Source organism: Nonomuraea turcica, from assembly GCF_030718205.1.
Taxonomy (GTDB): Bacteria; Actinomycetota; Actinomycetes; order Streptosporangiales; family Streptosporangiaceae; genus Nonomuraea.
In genome coordinates this window covers 599,521-620,984 of the sequence record NZ_JAUZQF010000001.1, presented here as the reverse complement: position 1 = coordinate 620,984, position 21,464 = coordinate 599,521, and the positions used below count along the sequence as shown (strand labels likewise).

Here is a 21,464-nt window from a genome sequence, read left to right as displayed (position 1 = left end):
CTAACGACATGGTGGTCTCACACCAATCGGGGGAAAGGGTGGACAGACAATGACGGAAGCGCCGGAGTTGCCGCTGCAGATGCGGCGCAACGGGTTCGACCCGGTCCAGGAGCTGGCCCGCGCACGCGACGGTGCGGGCGTGATACAGGTGATGACGCCGTTCGGCGTGCCCGCGTATCTCGTTCTTCGCTACGAGGATGTTCGCGAGGTGCTGTCGGACTCGGCCCGGTTCAGCAATGTCTTCACCGCGGTCGGCGTACCTGGCGTGACCCAGGTGAGCGAGGATGAGCTGGCCGCTATGCGGGCCGGGAACCTGATCGGGCTCGACCCGCCGGAGCACACGCGGTTGCGCCGGATGCTGACCCCGGAGTTCACGGTGCGCCGGATGCGCCGGCTGGAGCCGCGGATCACCGAGATCGTGGATGCGGCGCTGAACGACATGGAACGGGCCGGCAAGCCGGCCGATCTGGTGTCGAATTTCGCGCTGCCGGTGCCGTCCTTGGTGATCAGCGAGTTGCTGGGGGTGCCCTACGCCGACCGCGCCGAGTTCCAGGACCGCTCCGCTCGCCTGCTGGACATCTCGTTGCCGGAGGAGCAGCGGATCGCGGCACGACGGCAGGACCGCGAGTACATGGCGAGCCTGGTCGCCCGAGCGCAGGCCGACCCCGGCGAGGACATGCTGGGAATGCTGGTCCGCGAGCACGGCGACGAACTGAGCACCAATGAGCTGATCGGGATCGCCGGCCTACTGCTGTTGGCCGGACACGAGACGACCTCGAACATGCTCGGCCTGGGCACTCTGGCCCTGCTGCGGCACCCGGACCAACTCGCCTTGCTCCGCGACGATCCCGCCCTGGTCGAGCCGGCTGTAGAGGAAATGCTGCGCTGGCTGTCGATCGTGCACTCGATGCCGCCGCGCACCACCACCACGGAGGTGGAACTGGCCGGGCACATCATCCCGGCGGGGTCGCTCGTGCTCCCGTCGCTGCCCGCCGCCAACCGTGACCGCGCCTTCATCGAGAAACCCGACACCCTCGACATCACCCGGGGAGCGCCCGGTCACGTCGCCTTCGGCCATGGGGTGCACCACTGCCTCGGGGCTCCGCTGGCCCGGATGGAGATGCGCATCGCGTTCCCGGCGCTGCTCCAGCGCTTCCCCAAGCTTGCGCTCGCCGAGCCGGACGACCAGGTCGAGTTCCGCGTCTTCAGTCTCGTGTTCGGACTGAAGTCGTTGCACGTGACCTGGTGACACGCTACGCCGGGCTCGACGAGGCGCACGAAAGCCCGAGGCTAGACGTCGGCGGGTGGGCCGGGGAACCCATGATGAACAAGCACGCGAAAATTGCCCCGGCCCACCCCAGAGCGGCAGGTCTGCCGATGCGGTACGTAATGCTCTGACCCGTCGTTCCTGGACTATGCGGCTTGGTCAGATTCCGTCGATCAGTCGTATGGCGAGGTCCGGGCTGAACGTTCCGGCGGGCACGTTCGGCGCGATGCCGCAGTTGCCGTCCGAGTCGCCGGGGACCTTGACCCAGAGCAGCATCTCGGCGCCGCCGCCGATCTGCGTCGTGGCGCCGAGCTTGCGGCCCGACGGGTTGCACCATTCACCGTTGGAGCCGTTGCCATTGCGGCTGGTGTCGATCACGAACTTGGCGGTGCCGCCGAGCGAGGAGTTGATCGCGTTGCCGTACGTGGCCGACTGGCTGGTGGTGTAGTAGTTGGAGACGTTGACGGAGAAGCCGCGCACGTTGGCGACGCCCACGCTCTGCAGCCGGGAGGCCATGGTCGCCGGTGCGGTCCAGCCGGCGTTGCCGGCGTCGAGGTAGGCCCAGGTGTTGGCGGCCTTGCTTCGGAACTGCTCGGTGGCGTAGGTCAGCATGCGGATGCGTTCTTGCCGGGCAGTCTCGCTCATGCAGTCGAAGTCACCAAGCGAGTCGGGCTCGATGACGACGACCGCGGGCCGGTTGCCGATGCCGGAGGCGAACGCGGAGATCCACGTCTTGTACGCCGCTTCGGTGCCGGCGCCGCCGCCGGAGTGGCCGCCGCACGCGTCGCGGCCGGGGATGTTGTACGCGACCAGGATCGGCAGTTTGTCGGCGCTGTCCGCGGCACCCACGAAGCCGGAGACGGCGGCGGCGATGTCGCCACTCCAGCTACCGAACCACCGGGCCATCGGCTTGGAGGCGATAGAGGACTGGATCCGGGCAGCCCGGGAATCGCCGGAGTTGTTTCTCACCCAGACCGCGGGGTTGGAGTTGGGGTCGACGTAGAAGCCGCTCGTCATGCCGAGCGGCCCGGACGTGGTATCGGTGAGGGAGACGTTGTCGAGGTAGACCGTGTGGGCGACGTTCTTACCGAGCTGGAACGACACCTGTCCGGCCGCCGTACTCAGGCTGGAGGTGAAGGGGAAGCTGAAGCGCTTGCTCGTCGTGGTGAGCGCGATCGTCTTCGTCAGGGTGTTGGTGTACGGGCTGTTGGCCAGTTGCACGGTGGTGACCGCGCTGACCGAGGTGGAGGCGGAGGCGTCGAAGGACAGCGTGTAGGTCTTGCCGCTGGTCAGGGCGATGTTGTTCTGGGCCACCATGGCGTCCCACGGGTTGGCCGTGCCACCGGCCACGTTGACGCGCAGCCGCCCGGTGTCCACCGCCATGGAGGTGTTGGACGAGTTCCACCATGGTGCGGTGCCGGTGGTGAAGGTGCCGTTGACCACCAGCTCGGTCGCGGCGGCGGCGGGTGTGGCGACGGTCACCGACAGGGCGGTCACCGTTGCGGCGGTGATCGCTGCCAAGCGGGTTAATACTCGCATGTACTGCTTCCTTTCCTAGGGGATCCCCTGTCACAGGGAGTCGGCGAAGGCGGCGATCCAGGCAAGGGATGAGTTCCAGTTGATCGCTACCTCGTTGGTGGACCAGGAGCCGATGTCGTCGATGTAGCACTTGGCCGGCGTACAGCCGGCGAGGTTGCGCTGGGCGACCGGATCCTGGAGACCGGAATTGGGACCCCCGGCGAGGGAACCGGGGGCGGGGGCGGGAAGGCTCGGGTCGATCTGGTGGGCCCAGAATCGATGGTGCTGATTGTGGCTGGCCCGCTCGCCGTACCCGGTGACGTAGGACTGGTTGAGCGCGTTGCGCCCGAGCAGGTAGTCCATCGACTCCAGGACCGCTTCGCGGTAGCGGCGGTCGCGGGTGAGGTCGTAGGCCGTCGCCATGATCACTGCGCTGTTGGTGGTGGCGCTGGTCGACCCCCAGACGTACCGGCCGTCGGTCGGCAGATACGGGTTGGCGTAACCCTGGGCGTTCATGTCGCGCACGTTGCCGTCGGCGACGGACAGCACCCGCTTGCGCGCGGCAGCGGACATGACGGCCGGGAAGCGGCCGGGCAGCCGGACGACGGTCAGGTCGGCCAGCGCGCCGGTCGACTGCCAGGAGAACCCGTCCGCGGTCAGCTTCGTGGTGACGAAGGGCAGGTAAGAGTGCTTGCCGGTGGGTCGCGTACAGCTCGGCGGCGGCCCAGGAGAACTCGTCGGAGACGTCGGTGTCGTCGTAAGCGCCCCCGCCCTCGCCGCCAGGTGGTGCATAGAGGTCGGGATGCGCACGGGCCGCCTGCCAAGCGGTCTCGGCGGCCTCAAGGCAACGCCGGGCGAACGCACGGTCCCATGCCTTCCAGATCCGGGCACACTGGGCGCCGGCGGCGGCGAGGTTGAGCGTCGCGGCGGTGGAGGGCGGGTGGAGGTAGCGCGGCTGGGCGTCCAGGTGCGGGATCGTCGGGTGCCCGGTCCACGCGGCGTCGTGCATCTTGTGGTGGACCAGGCCGCTGCCGGGCACCTGCATGCGAAGCAGGAACTCCAGCTCCCAGCGGGCCTCGTCGAGCACGTCCGGGACGCCGTTGCCGGCCTCGGGGATGCGCAGCAGGCCGTCGCGCGTCCCCTCCCGGTCGTCCTGCCTGTGCGAGCGCTCGTAGAGGTCCATGAGCTGCCAGGCGGCGAGGGCGCCGTTCACGACGTATTTGCCATGGTCGCCCGCGTCGTACCAGCCTCCGCGCACGTCCAGCGTGTGGTCGCAGGTGCCGGGCAGGCACGGGACGCGGGTGTCGCCCTGGTTGGGGGCGACGCCGAGGTGCCCGGCCGGCCTGGCGTAGGCGTCGCCGACGTATGTGGCCTCGATCGGGATGCCGCTGCGGTTGTGGTAGAAGTACGCCAGCGCGTCTCTGCGCAGCCCGTCGTACAGGTCGTCGGCGATGTCGAACGGCAGGCTGACCTGGTCGCCGACCGCGAGCGTGTAGCCGGTGCCCGCCTTGCGGACGGACGAGAAGTCGGCCACGTGGACATGGTCGCCGGACATCGCGTCGGCGCCGTGGACCCGGGTGCGGCCCTGGGCCACGGCGGCGCCGCGCGTGTCGAGCAGGCGCCAGTCCAGCGGCTCCGTCCCGGGGTTGACGATCGTGGCGCGCTTGGGCCCTGAGGTCGCGTAGCCGTGCTGGTTGATCCGCACCGGCGAGCCGAGGTCCCGGTCGCCGCCGGGTGGGAGCACGCCCCCGACCAGGGAGATCTCGTCCAGGCAGAGCGTGTACGGCTCCGTGGCGCCGCCCATCTGGAAGGTCACCTGTCCGTGCGAGTCCGAGACGTTCGACGTCGCGGTGTACTCGAACGTCCGCGGCGTGGTTGTCAGCTCGGGCCGCTGGTCCATAGGGGTGGTGTACGGCGGGCCGGCGAGCTGGACGGTGGTGCGGATGGTGACGTCCCGGCTGGCGGAAGCGGTGAAGCGGAGGGTGTACGGCTGGCCGTCCTCCAACGGGACGTCGTTCTGGCCGATCATGGAGTCCCACGGGTTCGTGGTCCCCGCGGGGACGTCGGCGCACAACCGGCCCGATTCGACGCGTGACGGGGTGTTCTGGCTGCTCCACCAAGGGTCTTTGCCGCTGTCGAAGCTGCCGTTCAGGAGGCGTTCGTAGGAGTCGGCGTGCGCGGGGGTCGCGAGGCCGGCGAGGAGGAGGACACAGGCTGCGGACAGCCTGAGTGTGGCGGACATACCGGGACCTTTCAGGTCGCTGGACAGATCGTCCCCGGCACACCGCGGCGTCGTGCCGGATCTTCCGCCAGGGCGCCGCCCGCTGTCAACTGTTTCGCGGAGATTGATCCTTGTTCTCTTCGCCCCCTTCTCAGCTGTGCGACAATCCCTTAACATCGGCTGGGAGCGCTCCCAATAGTGCACGGAATTTGCACAAGAACACCGGCATCCTCCGCGGCGTCAACGCAGGTAGTCGAGTGTATCAAGCGGCTCCGCCCCCACTGGAACCGCTCCCGGAAGCAGGGAGATATGACATGACGACAAGGCTGGCGCGGCCGCTGCTCGCCGCCACCCTCACCGGCCTGCTCGCGGCGTGCGGCGCCGGCGCACAGACGCCGGACACCGCGACGCCGGGAAAGATCACCCTGGTGGTCAAGACCTTCAGCGAGTTCGGCTACGAGGAGCTCTATAAGCAGTACGAGGCCGCTCATCCTGGAATAACGATCAAGCAGGAGAGCATCGCCCAGCTCGGCGACTACCTGCCCAAGCTGCAGCAGTGGATGGCCTCGGGCAGCGGAGCCGGAGACGTGGTCGCGCTGGAGGAGGGCATCCTCATCCAGTTCATGGCCAAGCCCGAGCAGTTCGTGAACCTCCTCGACCACGGAGCCGGGTCGCTGAAGGCCGATTTCCTGGAATGGAAGTGGAAGCAGGCGCTCACGAACGACGGCTCCAAACTCGTCGGGCTCGGCACCGACGTCGGCGCGCAAGGCATGTGCTACCGAACAGACCTGTTCGCCAAGGCCGGGCTGCCCACCGATCGCGAGAAGGTCGGCGAGCTCTGGCCGACCTGGGACGCTTACCTTGCCACCGGGCAGAAGTTCGCTCAGGCCAAGACGGGAGCGCACTTCTTCGACTCGGCCGGCGGCATCTATCAGAACATCCTGATGCAGCAGGGCGACCACACCTACTACGACACCTCCAACAACCTGGTGATCGACACCAATCCCGGGGTGAAGGCGGCCTGGGACCAGGCGGTCAAGATGATCCAGGGTGGGCTGTCGGCGAATCTCGCGCAGTGGAGCCCGCAGTGGAACGCCGGGTTCAAGAAGGGAACCTTCGCCACCATCCCGTGCCCGTCCTGGATGCTCGGCGTCATTGAGGAGCAGGCGGGTCCGGAGAACGCCGGCAAGTGGGACGTAGCGCGCGTGCCGGGTGACGGAGCCGTTCGCGGCGGCTCGTTCCTGGCGGTGCCGACGCAGAGCAAGCATCAGAAGGAAGCGGCCGAGCTGGTCAAATTCCTCACCAGCCCGAAGGGGCAGATCGCGGCGTTCAAGGCCAAGAGCAACTTCCCCTCATCGCCGCAGGCCATCGACGACCCGGCGGTGCAGGGCTTCGTCAACGACTACTTCAACAACGCTCCCGTCGGGAAGATCTTCGGAGCGAGCGCGAAGGCGCTCAAGCCGGTGTACCTGGGGCCGAACAACAACCCGGTCGGTGACCGGGTCGGCAACGCGCTGATGGCCGTCGAGCAGGGCAAGCTCCAGCCGGACGAGGCGTGGACCAAGGCTGTCGAGGACGCCAAGCGTGCTGCTAAGTAACAAGGCGCGATCCGCTACGCACGCGAGGTCGCGGGCGGGGCTGCTGTCCCGCCTCGACCTGGTGGGCTCGCCCTACCTTTTCGTGGCGCCGTTCTTCGTGATCTTCGGGGTCTTCGGACTCTTCCCGCTGCTGTACACCGCATGGGTTTCGCTGCACGACTGGGACCTGGCAGGGAACGCGGGCTTCGTCGGGCTGGCGAACTACGCGGATCTGTTCGCCGACCCCGACTTCTGGAACGCGGTCGTCAACACCCTCGGCATGTTCGTGCTGGCCACGGTGCCGCAGCTGCTCCTGGCACTGGTCGTGGCGAGCCTGCTCAACCAGCGGCTGCGTGCGCTGACGTTCTTCCGGATGGGGGTGCTCGCGCCGATCGTCACCTCGGTTGCGGCGGTGGGCATCGTGTTCAGCCAGATCTTCGACCGCGACGCCGGCATGGCCAACGGCCTGCTCGCCCTGCTGGGCGTGGACCCTGTGGACTGGCGGGCGGACAAGTGGTCGTCCTGGCTGGCGATCTCGGTCATGGTCGATTGGCGATGGACCGGCTACAACGCGCTGATCTTCCTGGCCGCGATGCAGTCGGTGCCGCGCGACGTGTACGAGGCGGCGGCCATCGACGGCGCCTCCAAGATCAGGCAGTTCTGGGGTATCACGGTGCCGCTGATCCGGCCGGCGATCCTGTTCGCTGTGATCATCTCGACCATCGGCGGGATGCAGCTGTTCACCGAGCCGCTCATCTTCGGCCAGGGCGGCTACGCCATCTCCGGCGGCAGTCTGCGGCAGTTCCAGACCGTGGCCATGTACATGTTCGAGAAGGCCTTCAGGGACTTCGACTACGGCTATGGCTCGGCTGTCGCCTGGATGATCTTCCTGCTCATCGTGGTCTTCGCTCTGGTCAACTTCCTGGTCACGCGGAGAGCGAGATAGCCATGCGAAACTCCGGACCCCTGGTCTACCTCACCCTGCTGGTGGCGATCGCGCTGTCGGTCTTCCCGCTCTACTGGCTGTTCGTCGTGGCCACCCGGGCCAACGACGTCGTCGGCGACTGGCCGCCGCCGCTCACCCCGGGCGGCAACCTGGGCGAGAACGTCACGCGGCTCTTCGCGGCCGAGGACGCCAATTTCCTGCTGGGGATGGTCAACTCCGCGATCGCCTCCATCACCGTGACCGTGTCGGTGGTGTTCTTCTGCTCGCTGGCCGGCTTCGCGTTCGCCAAGCTGCGCTTCCGCGGCAGGAACGCGCTGTTGCTCGTCATCCTGGCCACGATGATGATCCCGGTCCAGATGGGCATCATCCCGCTCTATATGATCATGGTAGAGCTCGGTTGGCAGAACCGGCTGCAGGCGGTCATCGTGCCCTTCCTGGTCTCGGCGTTCGGTGTCTTCCTGATGCGGCAGTACGCCGAGCGGGCCGTCCCCGACGAGCTGGTCGAGGCGGCGCGGGTGGACGGCTGCTCGACCTTCGGCATCTTCTGGAAGGTCGTGCTACCCGCTCTGCGGCCGGGCGCCGCCGTGCTGGGGCTGTTCACCTTCATGGGCACCTGGAACGAGTTCCTGTGGCCGCTGGCCGTTCTGGAGGCCGACAACCCGACCGTCCAGTTCTCGCTCAGTCAGTTGTCCAGCACGTACTACACCGACTACACGCTCATGTTCTCCGGGACGCTGATCGCCACGCTCCCGCTGCTGGTCGTCTTCATCGCGTTCGGCCGCCAGATCATCGGCGGCATCATGGAAGGAGCCGTCAAGGCGTGAACACGTTCGATCCTGGCTTTCTCTGGGGGGCCGCCACCTCGAGCTACCAGATCGAGGGGGCGTCCGCCGAGGACGGACGCGAGCCTTCGATCTGGGATGTCTTCGCCGCGCAGCCCGGCAACGTGCGCGACGGCGACACCGGCGACGTCGCCTGTGACCACTACCACCGCTACCGCGACGACGTCGCCCTCATGGCCGAGCTCGGCCTGCGTGCCTACCGCTTCTCCGTGGCCTGGCCGCGGGTGCAGCCGCGCGGATCGGGGCCCGTCAACCAGCGCGGCCTGGACTTCTACCGGCGCCTTGTGGACGAGTTGCTGAGCCGCGGGATCGAGCCGTGGCCGACGCTGTACCACTGGGACCTGCCCCAGCCGCTGGAGGACGCCGGTGGCTGGCCCGTGCGGGACACGGCCCTGCGCTTCGCCGACTACGCCGCCGCCGTGCACGACGCGCTGGCCGACAGGGTGACGCACTGGACCACGCTCAACGAGCCCTGGTGTTCGGCCTTCCTCGGGTACGCCACCGGAGAGCACGCGCCCGGCCGGCGTGAGCCTGCCGCCGCCATCCGTGCCGTGCACCACCTGCTGCTCGGTCACGGCATGGCGGCGAGCGCCATGAGCGGCTCGCGGGTCGGCATCACGCTGAACCCCACCCAGATGCGCCCGGCCACCAGCTCGGCCGAGGACCTGGACGCCGCGCGCCGCATCGACGGCGTGGCCAACCGGATCTTCCTGGACCCGCTGTTCCGGGCCGCGTACCCGCCGGACGTGGTCCAGGACCTGACCAAGATCACCGACTTCGAGCACGTCCGTGACGACGACCTGAAGGTGATCGCCGCGCCGCTGGACTTCCTCGGCGTCAACTACTACACCCCGGCCATCGTCTCCGGCGACGGTCCCACCAGCCCGCCGGGCAAGCCGAGCCCCTACGTCGGGGCGGAGACGGTGCGGTTCGTGGACGGCGGGCGGCCGCGAACCACCCTGGGATGGGAGATCGACGCCAGCGGGCTGTCCGACCTGCTCGTACGGCTCGCCCGCGACTACCCGGTGACCGCCCTCTACGTCACCGAGAACGGCGCGGCCTACGACGACGAGGTTCACGACGCCGACCGGATCGCCTACCTCGACGGCCACCTGCGCGCCTGCCACGATGCCGTGGCGCAGGGAGCGCCGCTGCGCGGCTATTTCGCCTGGTCTCTGCTGGACAACTTCGAGTGGGCGCACGGGTACGCCCAGCGGTTCGGCCTGGTTCACGTCGACTTCGCCACGCAGCGCCGTACCCCCAAGGACAGCGCGCGCTGGTATGCCGAGGTGATCAAGCGCGGTGGGCTGTGAGACCCACGATCGAGCAGGTGGCCGCGCACGCGGGGGTCGGCCGGAGCACGGTCTCCCGCGTGCTCAACGGCTCCCCCAAGGTGCGCCCGAAAACCAGGCTCACCGTGCAGAAGGCCATCGAGGAGTTGCGCTACACCCCCAACCGGGCCGCGCGTTCGCTGGTCACCCGGCGCACCGACACAGTCGCGCTGGTCATCTCCGAGTCTCCCGAGCGCGTGTTCAGCGACCCGTTCTTCGCGGGCGTCGTACGCGGCATCGCGGCGCAGCTGACGTCGTCCGGCAGGCAGTTGCTGATGACCATGGCCCGGTCGAGCAGCGAGCGGTCAGCCTTGGAGGCCTATCTCGGGGGCGGCCACGTGGACGGAGTCCTGCTGCTCTCCCTGCACCACGAGGATCCGCTCCCGTCCCACCTGGGGGAGCTCGGCGTCCCAGCGGTGCTGGGCGGCAGGCCGCTCGATCCCGCTCTCGCCGCTCATGTCGTGGACGTGGACAACCAGGCGGGAGCGTACCTGGCGGTGCGGCACCTGATCGAGCGGGGACGGCGCCGGATCGCGACCATCACGGGGCCGATGGACATGCTCGTCAGCGTCCACCGACTGGGCGGCTACCGGGACGCTCTGACCGCCGCCCGGATCGAGGAGAGCCCCGAACTCGTGGCAGACGGGGACTTCAGTGAGCAGAGCGGTGCCGTAGCCATGCGGGCACTGCTGGCCCGCAGGCCCGACCTCGACGCGGTCTTCGCCGCCTCCGACCTGATGGCCCTGGGTGCGCTGCGGGAGCTGCGCGAGGCAGGCCGCGCCGACGTGGCCGTCGTGGGCTTCGACGACTCGCCACTCGCCGAGCAGGCCGGGCTCACCTCGGTCCATCAGCCGGTCGAGGACATGGGCCGGGAGATGGTCCGCCTGCTGCTCGAGCTGATCGGCGGCGGGACACCGAGCCGATCCGTGCTCGTCCTCACCCCACACCTCGTGACAAGGGAGACTTCATGAAATTTCGCCATCTGGGGCACAGCGGGCTCATGGTCAGCGAGATCGCCTACGGCAACTGGCTGACCGAGGACACCGTCGAACCCTGCGTGCACGCTGCCCTCGACGCCGGGATCACCACGTTCGACACCGCCGACGCCTATGCCGAGACCCGCGCAGAGGAGGCGCTCGGCCAGGCGCTGCGGGGCATCCGCCGCGATTCGGTGGAGATCCTCACCAAGATCTACTGGCCCACCGGCCCCGGCCCCAACGACCGCGGCCTGTCCCGCAAGCACATCATGCGCTCGATCGACGGCTCCCTGCGCCGGCTCGGCACCGACTACGTGGATCTCTACCAGGCACACCGCTACGACTACGCCACCCCGCTGGAGGAGACCCTGCGGGCCTTCGACGACCTGGTGCGAGCCGGCAAGGTCCTGTACGTCGGCGTCTCCGACTGGACGGCGGAGCAGATCGCCGACGCGCTGCGGATCGCCGACGACCTGGGCCTGGACCGGATCGTGTCCAACCAGCCGCAGTACAACATGCTCCGCAGGGTCATCGAGCCGGAGATCCTCCCACTATGCGCCAAGGAAGGTGTCGGCCAGCTCGTCTACCAGCCGATGGCCCAGGGCGTGCTGGCTGGGCGCTATTCCCCCGGCCAGGCGCCGCCCGCCGAGGCACGCAGGGAGTTCGTGGACCGCCTGCTGACCGACGACGTCCTGACGCGCGTGGAGCGGCTCCGCCCGATCGCGGCGGACCTCGGACTGAGCATGGCGCAACTGGCGATCGCCTGGGTGCTGCGCGGCCCTGGGGTTTCGGCTGCGATCGTCGGCGGCTCGCGGCCCGAGCAGGTGCACGACAGTGCGGCGGCATCCGGGGTGCCCCTCGGAGATGACGTGCTCAGCGCGATCGACGAGATCTTGGACGACGTGGTGGAACGCATGGCGGATGGGCCGTTCAGCCCGCTCACCAGGCCCTGATCGCGATTGGGAGCGCTCACAGAGTGAAAGCCTGGTACGCTCCGCATGACCAGCATGTAAACCCTTGGGAGCGCTCCTAAAAATGACGGATCGGCAGCCGACGCTGGACGAGGTGGCCCGGCGGGCGGGAGTCTCCAGGGGCACGGTGTCCCGGGTGATCAACAACGCCCCGCATGTCAGCCGGGCCGCGCGGCAGGCCGTGGAGCGGGCCATCAAGGACCTGGGCTACGTGCCCAACGTCGCCGCCCGCTCCCTGGCCACCCAGCGCAGTGGCGCGGTCGTGCTGGCGGTCTCCAGCGACGACCAGGCCCTGTTCACCAACCCCTTCTTCGCCGAGGTCGTCGTCGGGGTGAACGCCGTCCTGGAGGAAACCGACCTTGAGCTGCTGCTGATCCTGGCCGCCTCAGAGCGCGGCAGGAGCCGGCTGGCCCGTGTCCTGCAGTCCCGCAGAGCCGACGGTGTCATGCTGCTGGCCCTGCGGGAAAACGACCCCCTGGCGAAGGTGGCCGCCGAGGGCGGCGTCCCCGTCGTATATGGCGGACGCTCCCTCGGCGGGTCTCACCACTGGTACGTGGACGCCGACAACCGGGACGGCGCGCGCCAGGCGGCGGAATACCTGATCTCCACCGGCCGCACCCGGATCGCGACCATCACCGGGCCGCTCGATATGCACGTCGGCCTTTCCCGCTACCTCGGCTTCCGCGAGGCGCTGGCGCTGGCCGGGCTCGGAGCCGAGCGGGTCGCGCACGGCGACTTCACCGAGGCCAGCGGAGCCGCCGCGATGGCTCGCCTGCTGACCGAGCACCCGGACCTCGACGCCGTGCTGGTCGCCTCCGACGAGATGGCCGTGGGCGCGCTCGGCGTGATCAAAGAGCACGGCCGGGCCGTGCCCGGTGAGATCGCGGTCGTGGGGTTCGACGACGTGGTGACCGCCCGGCACACCCATCCCACCTTGACCACGGTGCGCCAGCCCATCAAGGCCCTCGGCCGCGAGATGACCCGCATGCTACTCGCCCTGATCCGCGGCGAGCAGCCCACCCCACTCATCCTCCCTACCGAACTGGTCATCCGCGAATCCGCTTGAACGCGTATCGCGAGGGCCAGAACCGAGCATTGCTGTGCAAGCATCACCCTATGGGCGGACGTCGGACCGGACCGCGGAGTGGGTCGAGCAGGGAACTGGCTACTGATCCGACGGCTGTGCGAAGCGCCGTGAATAACGAGTCGGCGAGCAGGGCGGGAGCATGGGCCGGTGGACTCGGGATATGCGTCCTACGTCGACGTCTTCCTGACCAAGCGCGACGGGTCGATGCGCCGCTCCGCGAACGGTTGGACGGAGGTTGAGGGATTGCCCTTGGCGCTGTGCCGGCTCGCACCCTTGGCGGCGCTCTTTGCACTCGACGTCCGGTCCTCCGGACCCGGTGGTACCGGCGCTCGCGGTCTGCCCACACTGTCGGAAGTCACGGATGCCACTCCTCCGGGATGGGAGCAGGAGTGCCGCCAGGTCGGCCAGATACTCGACGCCTGGTTTCACTGGATGGATCGACCACAGCGATCATGCTGGTCCCAACCAAATTGCACCCCCTACGAGTACAGGCAGGCCGCTCGGTCACGCATCAGGCATGCGATCATCATGACATTGACCAGAAAGGGCCATGCCGCGTAGGCGCCCTCACCCCATGGCCCCCACCCGGCGGTATATGACGCGGAGCGTCGACCACGGAGCCGCGCGTTAGAGGCACCTCGACGCTCGTCTATGCGCCGATAGCGGGCGTCGGAAGGGCGACGAGGGCAGCGCCGCTCGCGAGCGCGTGTCCTGTCCGGCCGCTACTCGTATCCCATGGTTGGGATGACATCTGCGAGTGCTCGTTCGATCAGCGCGCGGGTGTCGCTGTCGTGCTCCTCTACGCACAACCCCTTACCCGCGTCGTCCGGCTCACCGTCGACGACCTGCTCCGCGACAAAGAAGACGTGTTCTTGCGCCTCGGGGAACCGCCCTCGCCCGTCCCCGGGCCGGCCGCCGCCCTGCTAATGGACTACATTGCGGCACGCGACAACATGAATACCGCCACCAACCGCGCTTCTCGCTGGCTGTTCCCGGCCGCCGCCCGCGGTGCTGCGATCCGGCAGCAACTCCTGGAGATGCCTGCCCCGTCGTCGCCGACGCCCTCAGCTACCACGACAAGACCACCACCCGCCTCCTTCGGGAAGGCGGCGGGGCCTGGAACCGCTACGCCGCCGGAGAACACGGAGCGCTTCCCGGATCTTTCTCGGATCGCCGGACGTGACCACTTGCCATCGACCGGCGACCACCGTATGGTCGTACGAACGTAAGGTATACGAACGTAATACAAAATCAAGGGAGTCCGTGATGGGGACAACTCGGCCGGTGGTGCTCGTGACAGGTGCCTCATCGGGGATCGGCAAGGAGGCGGCCCGCGCCTTCGCCGCGGCGGGTTTCGAGGTGATCGGAACCGGCCGCAAGACCTCCGGGCTCACCCCGCCCGCCGGTGTGACGTACCTCGATCTCGACGTGGCCAGTGACGACTCGGCCGCCGCCGCGGTCGGAGAGGTGATCGACCGGTTCGGACGCATCGACGTCCTGGTCAACAACGCAGGCATCGGCTCGGCGGGCGCCGTCGAGGAGAACTCCGTCACCCAGGCCCAGCACGTCCTGAACATCAACCTCCTCGGTGTCATCCGTATGACGAAGGCCGTCCTACCGCACATGCGCGCCCAGGGTGGCGGACGCGTCATCAACATCTCGTCCGTCCTCGGGGTCGCCCCCCAGCCCTTCATGGCCCTCTACGTCGCGTCGAAGCACGCCATCGAGGGCTACTCCGAGTCGCTGGACCACGAAGTCCGCGAGCACGGCGTCCGGGTCCTCCTCGTCCAGCCCGCCTATACCAAGACCGGCTTCGACACCAACGCCGCGCAGCCCGACACCCCGCTGCCTCTGTACGCGGAGCGACGGCGCGTTTTCGACGAGGTGCTGGCGGTTGCGATGAAGAACGGCGACGACCCCGCCGCCGTCGCCAAGGTGATCGTCACTGCGGCCACCGACAAGAAGCCGAAGCTGCGCTACACCGCCGGCCCGCTGGCCTCACGCGTCACCACGGCGCGCCGCCTCGTCCCCGCCAGGACGTTCGACAAGCAGATCCGCAAGAACAACCGCATGCCCGCCTGACCTCCGATGTACCCGACATCTGTGATGTCGCCGAAAGTCCATTGATCAGTCACTCGTTGATTTGCGAGGAGAGTCATGCAGCAGCAACGCCAGCAAACGGCCCGGCGCAGTGCATCGAGCGCAAGGCGTTTTCTGAAGAAGAACGTCGGAATCGCGCTGGCGGTCACCGCGACGGCGGCCGTCCTGGGGCCGGCGACGTCCGCGTCCGCAGGGACGGGACACTCGTATCGCGGATCCGTCGTCACCGATGTACGGACCGCGGCGCAGTTCGACTACGCCGCCGGCGAGATCCCCGAGAACATCACCGTCAACCCCGACGGCTCAATGATCCTGTCCATGCTCGGCAGTTGCGCGGTGTGCCAGCGCACCCATGGGCCGCAGCTGATGCGCATTTCCGCGTCCGGAGGCCGCACGGTGCTCGTCACCGGGCAGGTGGGTGAGGCGATCAGCGGCAACACCCGTGGCAGTGACGGCACCGTCTACTACAGCGTGTGGGCCCCGGGCAACGCGGCCAGGAACGGCGTGTACACGCTGCGTCCGGACGGTACCCCTCAGCGCATCGCCGCTCTGCCCGCCGACGCGGGCCCCAATGGGCTGGCCATCGACCCGGCCGGACGCACCCTCTACATCGCGGACAGCTTCAAAAGCATCATCTGGTCCGTTCCGGTCTCGGGCGGATCGGTGACCCCGTGGCTGACCGATGCCGCTCTCGCGCCGGTTCCGACCGAAGCCCTGCCGATCGGGGCCAACGGGCTCAGGTTCCACAACGGCGCTCTGTGGGTCAGCAACTTCAACAAGGGAACACTGCTGCGGGTACCGGTCACCGGCGCCGGCGCGGCTGGTCCCATCCGCCTTGTCGCGGGCGGCCTGCCCAACATCGACGATTTCAGCTTCCTGACCCCGTGGTCCGATGTGGTGTTCGTGGCGCAGAACGGCTCCTCCTCGCAGAACGGTCCGGACAGGATCGTGGTGGTCTACCCGAACGGCACCTACAAGGCCGTTCTGACCAGCGCGGACGGTCTCGCATCGCCCTCCGCGACCGCGGTTCGCGGCGACCGGTTGTACATCACCAACGGCGGGGTCCCCGAGCCCCACGACGCGAAACTGCAGACCGGGAGGATCAATTTCGCCGCTCTCCTGGCCAACGCGGCACAGTGACCTGGCCGGGGCGGTATCTGCAGCGCTAGCCCCGGCTGCGATGGAGAAACGCATGGTGCGGTACGCGAAAGAACACAAGCAGGAGACAAGGCAGCGGATCATTGCGACGGCCGGTCGCCGGCTCAAGCGGGACGGCATCGACGGCTCCGGAGTCGCGACCCTCATGAGGGACGCGGGCCTGACCAACGGCGCCCTCTACGCCTACTTCCCCTCCAAGGACGAACTCGTCACCGCCGCGGTCGCCGACCAGATGCGCGCACAACACGCCAACATCGTCGCGCAGGCAGCGCCCGGCCGTGCCGGACTCGAACAGATCGTGCGCTGGTACTTCTCCCCCGAGCAGCGCGACAACATCGAGGACGGCTGCCCCAACGCCGCCCTGCTCGACGAGATCGCACGCTCCACGGATCCCACCAGGCAGGCATACACCGACGGCGCGCTTGTCCTCATCGACGACTTCGCCGCCCGCCTGGCACCCCACGATCCACCGTCGGCGCGTCTGAAAGCACTCGGCCTCCTCGGCATGCTGGCCGGGACACTGCAACTCTCCCGCGCCCTGACCGACCGGCAGCTCGCCGACCAACTCCTCGAACAGGGCATCCGCAACGCCCTCGCACTCCTGGATGCCGAGCAGCACAACTGAGACGCCATCCGCGTACCGATCAGAAGCTGGTCCGGTCGAACAAGGTCGGCGGCTCCCTCGACAACCGCATCCGCTTCGCCGTCGAGGTCACCACCGCCGTGGCAGACGAGATCTGCCACACCGACTACCCCACCCACACCGCCTGACAAACCCCGGCGATACCGGTCCTGGCGGGCCGGTATGCCAAATGGCCCCATGGAGGTACCAAATGTCTGAGCACGCTGCTGTTGAACTGAGCCCGGAAGCGATCCAATTCGCGGAATGGCTGGCCACAGGGGCGAATCCCCCGTCCGAGTTGGATGCGGCGCGCATCCAGGCGGAGCAAGTCCATCTCGCGGCCCGGGAGCCGGAAGGCGTCACCTATCGGGAGGTGGACGCGGGTGGCGTTCTGGGAATCTGGTGCGAACCCGTCGACGCCAACACCGACTACGTCCTCCTGCACACTCACGCCGGGGGCTCCGTTCTGGCGTCAGCACACGTCGACAGAAAGCTCGCCGGCCATATCGCCAAGGCCGCCGGGGCCCCCGTACTGGTCCTGGACTTCCGGCGCGCACCGGAACACAAGTACCCGGCTCAGGTGGACGACGCGGAGGCGGCCTTCACCTGGCTGCTCTCCGAAGGGTATGCGCCGGGAAACATCATCACGATCGGCCACTCGATCGGCGGGTTCATCGCCGTCGCCCTGGCGCTTCGCCTCCGCGACAAGAAGCAGCCCCTGCCCGGCGCCATCGTGTCGATCTCCCCCTGGTGCGACCTCGAGATCGCCAACGAGACCATCGCGACCAACGCCGGGACGGACAAGATTCTCAGCAAGGAACTGCTGGAGTTCTTCCGGGATGCCTGGATCGGCGGCACGGGCATCGAGTTCACGGACACCCGGATCAACCTGAACCGGGCGGACCTGAGCGGTCTTCCCCCCACCCTCGTCTCCTGGGGAACGTACGAGGTCCTCGCCGGCGAGGACGAGGAGTTCGCCGCCCGCGTCAAGGACGCCGGAATCGACACGGCGACCGTTGTGGTCCCCGGAGGCCAGCACTCGTACGTCTACGGAGCCGGCCGGATTCCGGAGACCGACGCCGCCATCGCACAGATCGGCGCGTGGGTCCGCGAGAAGACCAAGATCTGACCGAGCGGTACAGGCGCGGCAGTCGCAAGAGCCGCGCGTCTGCCGGATCGGGACGGGGGGAACAGACGCGAACATGGCCTGCGGTGGCGCGCAGGTCCGCGACCTCGTCCCGGTCCGGAGGCGACGGCCGGGACGGCTGACCACGACGGCGGCTTCAGCTACGCGCGCACCGACGCCGAACGCGACACGGCTCCGCGTCTGATGGCCCATCGTCGGTGTCGCACCGGCTTCACAACCGTCCCCACTCTCGACGCTGGCCACCCGCCGCGTGGCCAGACGATTCCATACACCCTCGATGAGGGAAAGAACGAGGACCCGATGAGTGCCTTCCACCCCGATCTCAAACGAGGTCGCTTTATCCCCAATGTGTCCTACGGACGTCTGTCGTCGCGCATCGTTCGGAGCGTGAAGTGGCGCCCGACCGATCCAGGGCCGGACGTCACGGTTCAGGAGATCGTCGTGCCCGGGCCCAAGGGCGCACCGCCCGTCTCGGTTCGCGTCTTCCAACCGACCGGCCTGAAGGCAGCGGCTCCGGCGCTGCTCTGGATACACGGAGGCGGACTGATCTTCGGCGCACCCGAGCAGGACGACCGTACGAACATCGCCTTCGCCCGCGAGCTCGGCATCACCGTCGCCGCGGTTCGTTATCGACTGGGGCCGGACCATCCCGCGCCCGCCGCGGTCGAGGACGCCTACGCCGCGCTGCGTGGACTGGCCGAGTGCGCGGGCGACCTGCACATCGACATCGATCGCATCGCGATCGGCGGTGCCAGCGCGGGCGGCGGAATCGCCGCGGCCCTCGCGCTGCTCGCCCATGACCGGGCCGAGATCCGCCCAGTTTTCCAACTGCTCCTCTACCCCATGCTGGACGACCGCACGACGACGAGAACCGACCTGGACACCCGCAAGGTGCGCGTCTGGACGCCCAAGAGCAACCGATACGGCTGGTCGTCCTACCTCGGCAACGCCGTCGCGGGCCCGGACGTCTCCCCGTACGCGGCCGCAGCCCGCCGCGAGGATCTCACCGGTCTTCCTCCGGCCTGGATCGGCGTCGGCACCCTCGATCTCTTCCACGACGAAGACGTCGAGTACGCGCGCCGGCTGAGTGACAGCGGCGTCCCCTGCGACCTCGACGTCATCCCCGGCGCCTTCCACGGCTTCGACCTGGTATTTCCTAAGGCCGAGGTCTCGCGGGAGTTCTGGCGCCGGCAGGCACGAGCGCTGAAGGGCGCACTGTGAGGCCGACCGAAAGTGAAGGCAGATGGACATGCAGATCGCGGCGAATGCCCTGCGGGTCTTCAACCGGGAGCTCGCCGAGGCCATCGACAATGCCGCCCCTGACCTGCAGCGGCGGGCCGCGGTCGCCGAAGCCCGCCGCCAGTGCGAGCTGGCCGGCGTCGCCGATCACCCGGTGCTCGCCGCCGCGCTGGCTTCGGCCGAGCGGGGCGAGACGTGGTCGGTCGGGCACGACTCCCCGCTCGCCGAGCTCATCGGCGGCTACGAGTCGGAGCTGACCGGCCATTCGATCGACGGGGCCACCGGGCGAGTGGATGGCCGGCCCATCTGCGGATCCGCACCGCTCCCTGGACAGCAGGCGCACCATCTTCTCCATCGATACCGCGACCGGCATGCCGGCCTGCCCGAGCTGCAGGTGGCATCACCGCCCGGGCGAAGCGGAGCGGGAGGCAGTCCGGCCGCGCTGGCAGGCGGTGATTCAGTACGCCACGCCCTGTCACCCGACGCCAGGAGGGCCGCCTACAGCACCCACTTCGCCCTGGTCCACGGGGGTCAGGTCATGGCCGACCCCGACCACGCGGCGGCCGTTGCCGCGACGCTGCGCGCCGCCTCGACATAGCAGACCCCGATCCTGCAGATCAGGAGACAGGCTCGTGAGCTCGCAAGATCTGCCACGGCAACCAGGCCGCATGCCCTGGCTGGTCAGACGAGGCCGGTCTCGTAGGCGATGATCACCAGCTGGGCGCGGTCGCGCGCCTGGAGTTTGGCCAGCAGCCGGCCGATGTGCGTCTTGACCGTGGCCATGCTCAGCTGCAGGTGCTCGGCCAGCTCGGTGTTGGACAGGCCGTGGGCGATCAGCGCGAGCACCTCCCGCTCGCGTCCGGTAAGGCCGTCGAGGCTCTTGACCAGCCGATGCCCAGGTTGCGGCCGGCCGGCGAACTCCGCGATGAGCCGCCGCGTGATCGAGGGCCCGAGCAGTGCGTCACCGTCGGCGACCACGCGGATGGCGTTGAGCACCTCAGCCGGAGGGGTGTCCTTGAGTAGGAAACCCGCGGCTCCTGCTCGAAGGGCCGCGTAGACGTAGTCGTCGAGGTCGAACGTGGTCAGGATGAGCACCCGGACGCCTGCCGTCGCCGGATCGGCACAGATGCGGCGGGTGGCTTCGATGCCGTCCACGTCCGGCATCCGGATGTCCATGAGAACGACATCCGGCTTGTGCTCGCGGGCCAGCTCGATAGCCTCGACACCGGTGGCCGCCTCACCCACGGCCTGGAAGCCGGGTGTGTGGTCGACGAGGACGCGGAAGCTGCCGCGCACCATGGCCTGATCGTCGGCGATCAGAACGCGGACGCCGCTCACGGACTGCCTTCCCCCTGGAGCGGAAGCCGTACTGACACAGCGAAGCCTCCCTCCTCGCGCGGGCCTGCAGTGAAGGTTCCGCCGTACATGAGGGCCCGCTCCCGTATGCCAATCAGGCCGTGCCCGCCTGGAAGCTTGCGGCGTGGGCCGCCGGGCCCGTCGTCGACGACGTCGATGGCGGCGCTACCGCCTCGGGCCGTCACGGTGACAATGCAGCGGGTCGGGGCGGCGTGCTTGACGACGTTCGTGAGTGCTTCCTGCACGATTCGGTAGACCGTCAGCTGCGTGCCCTCGTTGAGGCCCGCCAGCCCACGCACCTTCAAAGCGACCTCGACCCCTGCCCGGCGTGTCTCCTCGGCGAGCCCGTCCAGACCTTCGACGCCGGGCACCGGCCCCATCGGGGCGCCGTCGGTGCGCAGGACGCCGAGTGCGCGGCGCATCTCGGTCAGCGCCGACCTGCTGGTCTCCTCGATGACCTTGAGCGCGGCGCTGGCCTCCTGCGGGTCGTCCGCTGCCACATGCGCCGCGACACCCGCCTTGACGGCGATGAGGCTGAGGTTGTGCGAGACGATGTCGTGCATCTCGCGCGCGATGTGCAGGCGCTCGGCCACCAGCGCGTGCTCGGCCTTCCGACGACTTCCCGCTCGGCGGGAGCGGACGGTGAACCCAGCTGTCCACGCGCCGCCGATCACCACCAGCACCAGGGCGATCAGTCCGCCCGCGTCCTGCGCGCTGCCGGACGGGGTGATCACCGCCTCGCCGAGATAGACCCCTGCCGAAGCCGCTGGGAGCGCGACGGCCAGAGCAGGCACGGAACGGCGGGCAGGCTCCGCGAGCCCTACCAGGTAGGCGGCCAACCCCGCTGAGATGTACGGCTCGCGCGTCAGGTCGAGGATGGACGCGCTGGTGACGGCGGCGAGCACGACGCCGAGGACCGGCAACGGCCACCGGCGGCGCACCGCGATGGGCAGCCCAGCCGCCGCCGCGACGACCCAGGCCAGCCACGCTGGACCGCTGTAGGCGGGTAAGCCGTCCGTGGCGGGCGTGCGCGCGAAATCCAGGTAGATCACGGTCACAGCTACGGCTGCCACCAGATCGACGACATACGGGAGCCGCTTCATGC

18 protein-coding genes and 1 pseudogene are annotated in these 21,464 nt (G+C 68.6%); 14 read left to right on the top strand and 5 right to left on the bottom strand.

The features are described from left to right. Window positions 1-49 precede the first annotated feature (49 nt). On the top strand, window positions 50-1,249 hold the full coding sequence (locus tag Q9G87_RS03055) for a cytochrome P450 (protein WP_305914602.1): 1,200 nt from the start codon (window positions 50-52) through the stop codon (window positions 1,247-1,249). A 177-nt stretch (window positions 1,250-1,426) separates the two neighbouring features. On the opposite strand, the gene Q9G87_RS03050 is transcribed toward Q9G87_RS03055, so the two are convergent. The 3 genes and pseudogenes from Q9G87_RS03050 to Q9G87_RS60530 form a co-directional block, all read right to left on the bottom strand. Beyond that, a complete protein-coding gene (locus Q9G87_RS03050; RefSeq protein ID WP_305914601.1) occupies window positions 1,427-2,806 on the bottom strand; it encodes a glycoside hydrolase family 6 protein in 1,380 nt (459 codons plus the stop codon). A 30-nt stretch (window positions 2,807-2,836) separates the two neighbouring features. Next, window positions 2,837-3,577 (bottom strand): glycoside hydrolase family 9 protein, encoded by a 741-nt coding sequence (locus Q9G87_RS03045; RefSeq protein WP_371825732.1) that lies wholly within the window; start codon window positions 3,575-3,577, stop codon window positions 2,837-2,839. Continuing rightward, window positions 3,540-5,027: pseudogene (locus Q9G87_RS60530) on the bottom strand (glycoside hydrolase family 9 protein); the annotation flags it as partial. The pseudogene Q9G87_RS60530 and the gene Q9G87_RS03045, both read right to left, overlap by 38 nt. A gap of 293 nt (window positions 5,028-5,320) precedes the next feature. Between Q9G87_RS60530 and Q9G87_RS03030 the strand changes: the two are divergent. The 13 genes from Q9G87_RS03030 (at window position 5,321) to Q9G87_RS02970 (ending at window position 19,601) form a co-directional block, all read left to right on the top strand. After that, window positions 5,321-6,604 carry an ABC transporter substrate-binding protein gene (locus Q9G87_RS03030; RefSeq protein WP_305914597.1) on the top strand — a complete coding sequence of 428 codons (1,284 nt, stop codon included), beginning with the start codon at window positions 5,321-5,323 and terminating at the stop codon, window positions 6,602-6,604. Beyond that, window positions 6,591-7,529, top strand: a complete 939-nt coding sequence (locus tag Q9G87_RS03025) for a carbohydrate ABC transporter permease (protein WP_305914596.1) — start codon at window positions 6,591-6,593, stop codon at window positions 7,527-7,529. The genes Q9G87_RS03030 and Q9G87_RS03025 overlap by 14 nt, the downstream gene beginning before the upstream one ends. A gap of 2 nt (window positions 7,530-7,531) precedes the next feature. Beyond that, window positions 7,532-8,353: a carbohydrate ABC transporter permease gene (locus Q9G87_RS03020; protein ID WP_305914595.1), complete on the top strand. Its 822-nt coding sequence runs from the start codon at window positions 7,532-7,534 to the stop codon at window positions 8,351-8,353. Then, window positions 8,350-9,684, top strand: coding sequence for a GH1 family beta-glucosidase (locus Q9G87_RS03015; protein WP_305914594.1), 1,335 nt, complete (start codon window positions 8,350-8,352; stop codon window positions 9,682-9,684). Before Q9G87_RS03020 ends, Q9G87_RS03015 begins: the two co-directional genes overlap by 4 nt. Then, on the top strand, window positions 9,681-10,673 hold the full coding sequence (locus Q9G87_RS03010) for a LacI family DNA-binding transcriptional regulator (protein ID WP_305914593.1): 993 nt from the start codon (window positions 9,681-9,683) through the stop codon (window positions 10,671-10,673). Before Q9G87_RS03015 ends, Q9G87_RS03010 begins: the two co-directional genes overlap by 4 nt. Next, window positions 10,670-11,632 (top strand): aldo/keto reductase family protein, encoded by a 963-nt coding sequence (locus Q9G87_RS03005; protein WP_305914592.1) that lies wholly within the window; start codon window positions 10,670-10,672, stop codon window positions 11,630-11,632. Before Q9G87_RS03010 ends, Q9G87_RS03005 begins: the two co-directional genes overlap by 4 nt. Window positions 11,633-11,714: 82 nt before the next feature. Next, a complete protein-coding gene (locus tag Q9G87_RS03000) occupies window positions 11,715-12,716 on the top strand; it encodes a LacI family DNA-binding transcriptional regulator (RefSeq protein WP_305914591.1) in 1,002 nt (333 codons plus the stop codon). A 1,287-nt stretch (window positions 12,717-14,003) separates the two neighbouring features. Then, entirely contained in the window at window positions 14,004-14,819 is an 816-nt protein-coding gene (locus tag Q9G87_RS02995) for an oxidoreductase (protein ID WP_305914590.1), read from the top strand. Between the two features lie 75 nt (window positions 14,820-14,894). Beyond that, complete coding sequence (locus tag Q9G87_RS02990; protein ID WP_305914589.1) at window positions 14,895-15,977, top strand: hypothetical protein; 1,083 nt, start codon at window positions 14,895-14,897, stop codon at window positions 15,975-15,977. 52 nt (window positions 15,978-16,029) lie between these two features. Continuing rightward, window positions 16,030-16,620, top strand: coding sequence for a TetR/AcrR family transcriptional regulator (locus Q9G87_RS02985; protein WP_305914588.1), 591 nt, complete (start codon window positions 16,030-16,032; stop codon window positions 16,618-16,620). A 208-nt stretch (window positions 16,621-16,828) separates the two neighbouring features. Continuing rightward, window positions 16,829-17,746, top strand: coding sequence for an alpha/beta hydrolase (locus tag Q9G87_RS02980; RefSeq protein WP_305914587.1), 918 nt, complete (start codon window positions 16,829-16,831; stop codon window positions 17,744-17,746). A gap of 405 nt (window positions 17,747-18,151) precedes the next feature. Beyond that, complete coding sequence (locus tag Q9G87_RS02975) at window positions 18,152-18,985, top strand: alpha/beta hydrolase fold domain-containing protein (RefSeq protein ID WP_305914586.1); 834 nt, start codon at window positions 18,152-18,154, stop codon at window positions 18,983-18,985. 22 nt (window positions 18,986-19,007) lie between these two features. Beyond that, window positions 19,008-19,601, top strand: coding sequence for a hypothetical protein (locus Q9G87_RS02970; protein ID WP_305914585.1), 594 nt, complete (start codon window positions 19,008-19,010; stop codon window positions 19,599-19,601). An 83-nt stretch (window positions 19,602-19,684) separates the two neighbouring features. Here the strand turns inward: Q9G87_RS02970 and Q9G87_RS02965 are convergent, their stop codons facing one another. Both Q9G87_RS02965 and Q9G87_RS02960 read right to left on the bottom strand, forming a co-directional pair. Beyond that, window positions 19,685-20,341, bottom strand: coding sequence for a response regulator (locus tag Q9G87_RS02965; protein ID WP_305914584.1), 657 nt, complete (start codon window positions 20,339-20,341; stop codon window positions 19,685-19,687). After that, window positions 20,338-21,462 (bottom strand): sensor histidine kinase, encoded by a 1,125-nt coding sequence (locus Q9G87_RS02960; RefSeq protein ID WP_305914583.1) that lies wholly within the window; start codon window positions 21,460-21,462, stop codon window positions 20,338-20,340. Before Q9G87_RS02960 ends, Q9G87_RS02965 begins: the two co-directional genes overlap by 4 nt. Window positions 21,463-21,464 lie beyond the last annotated feature (2 nt).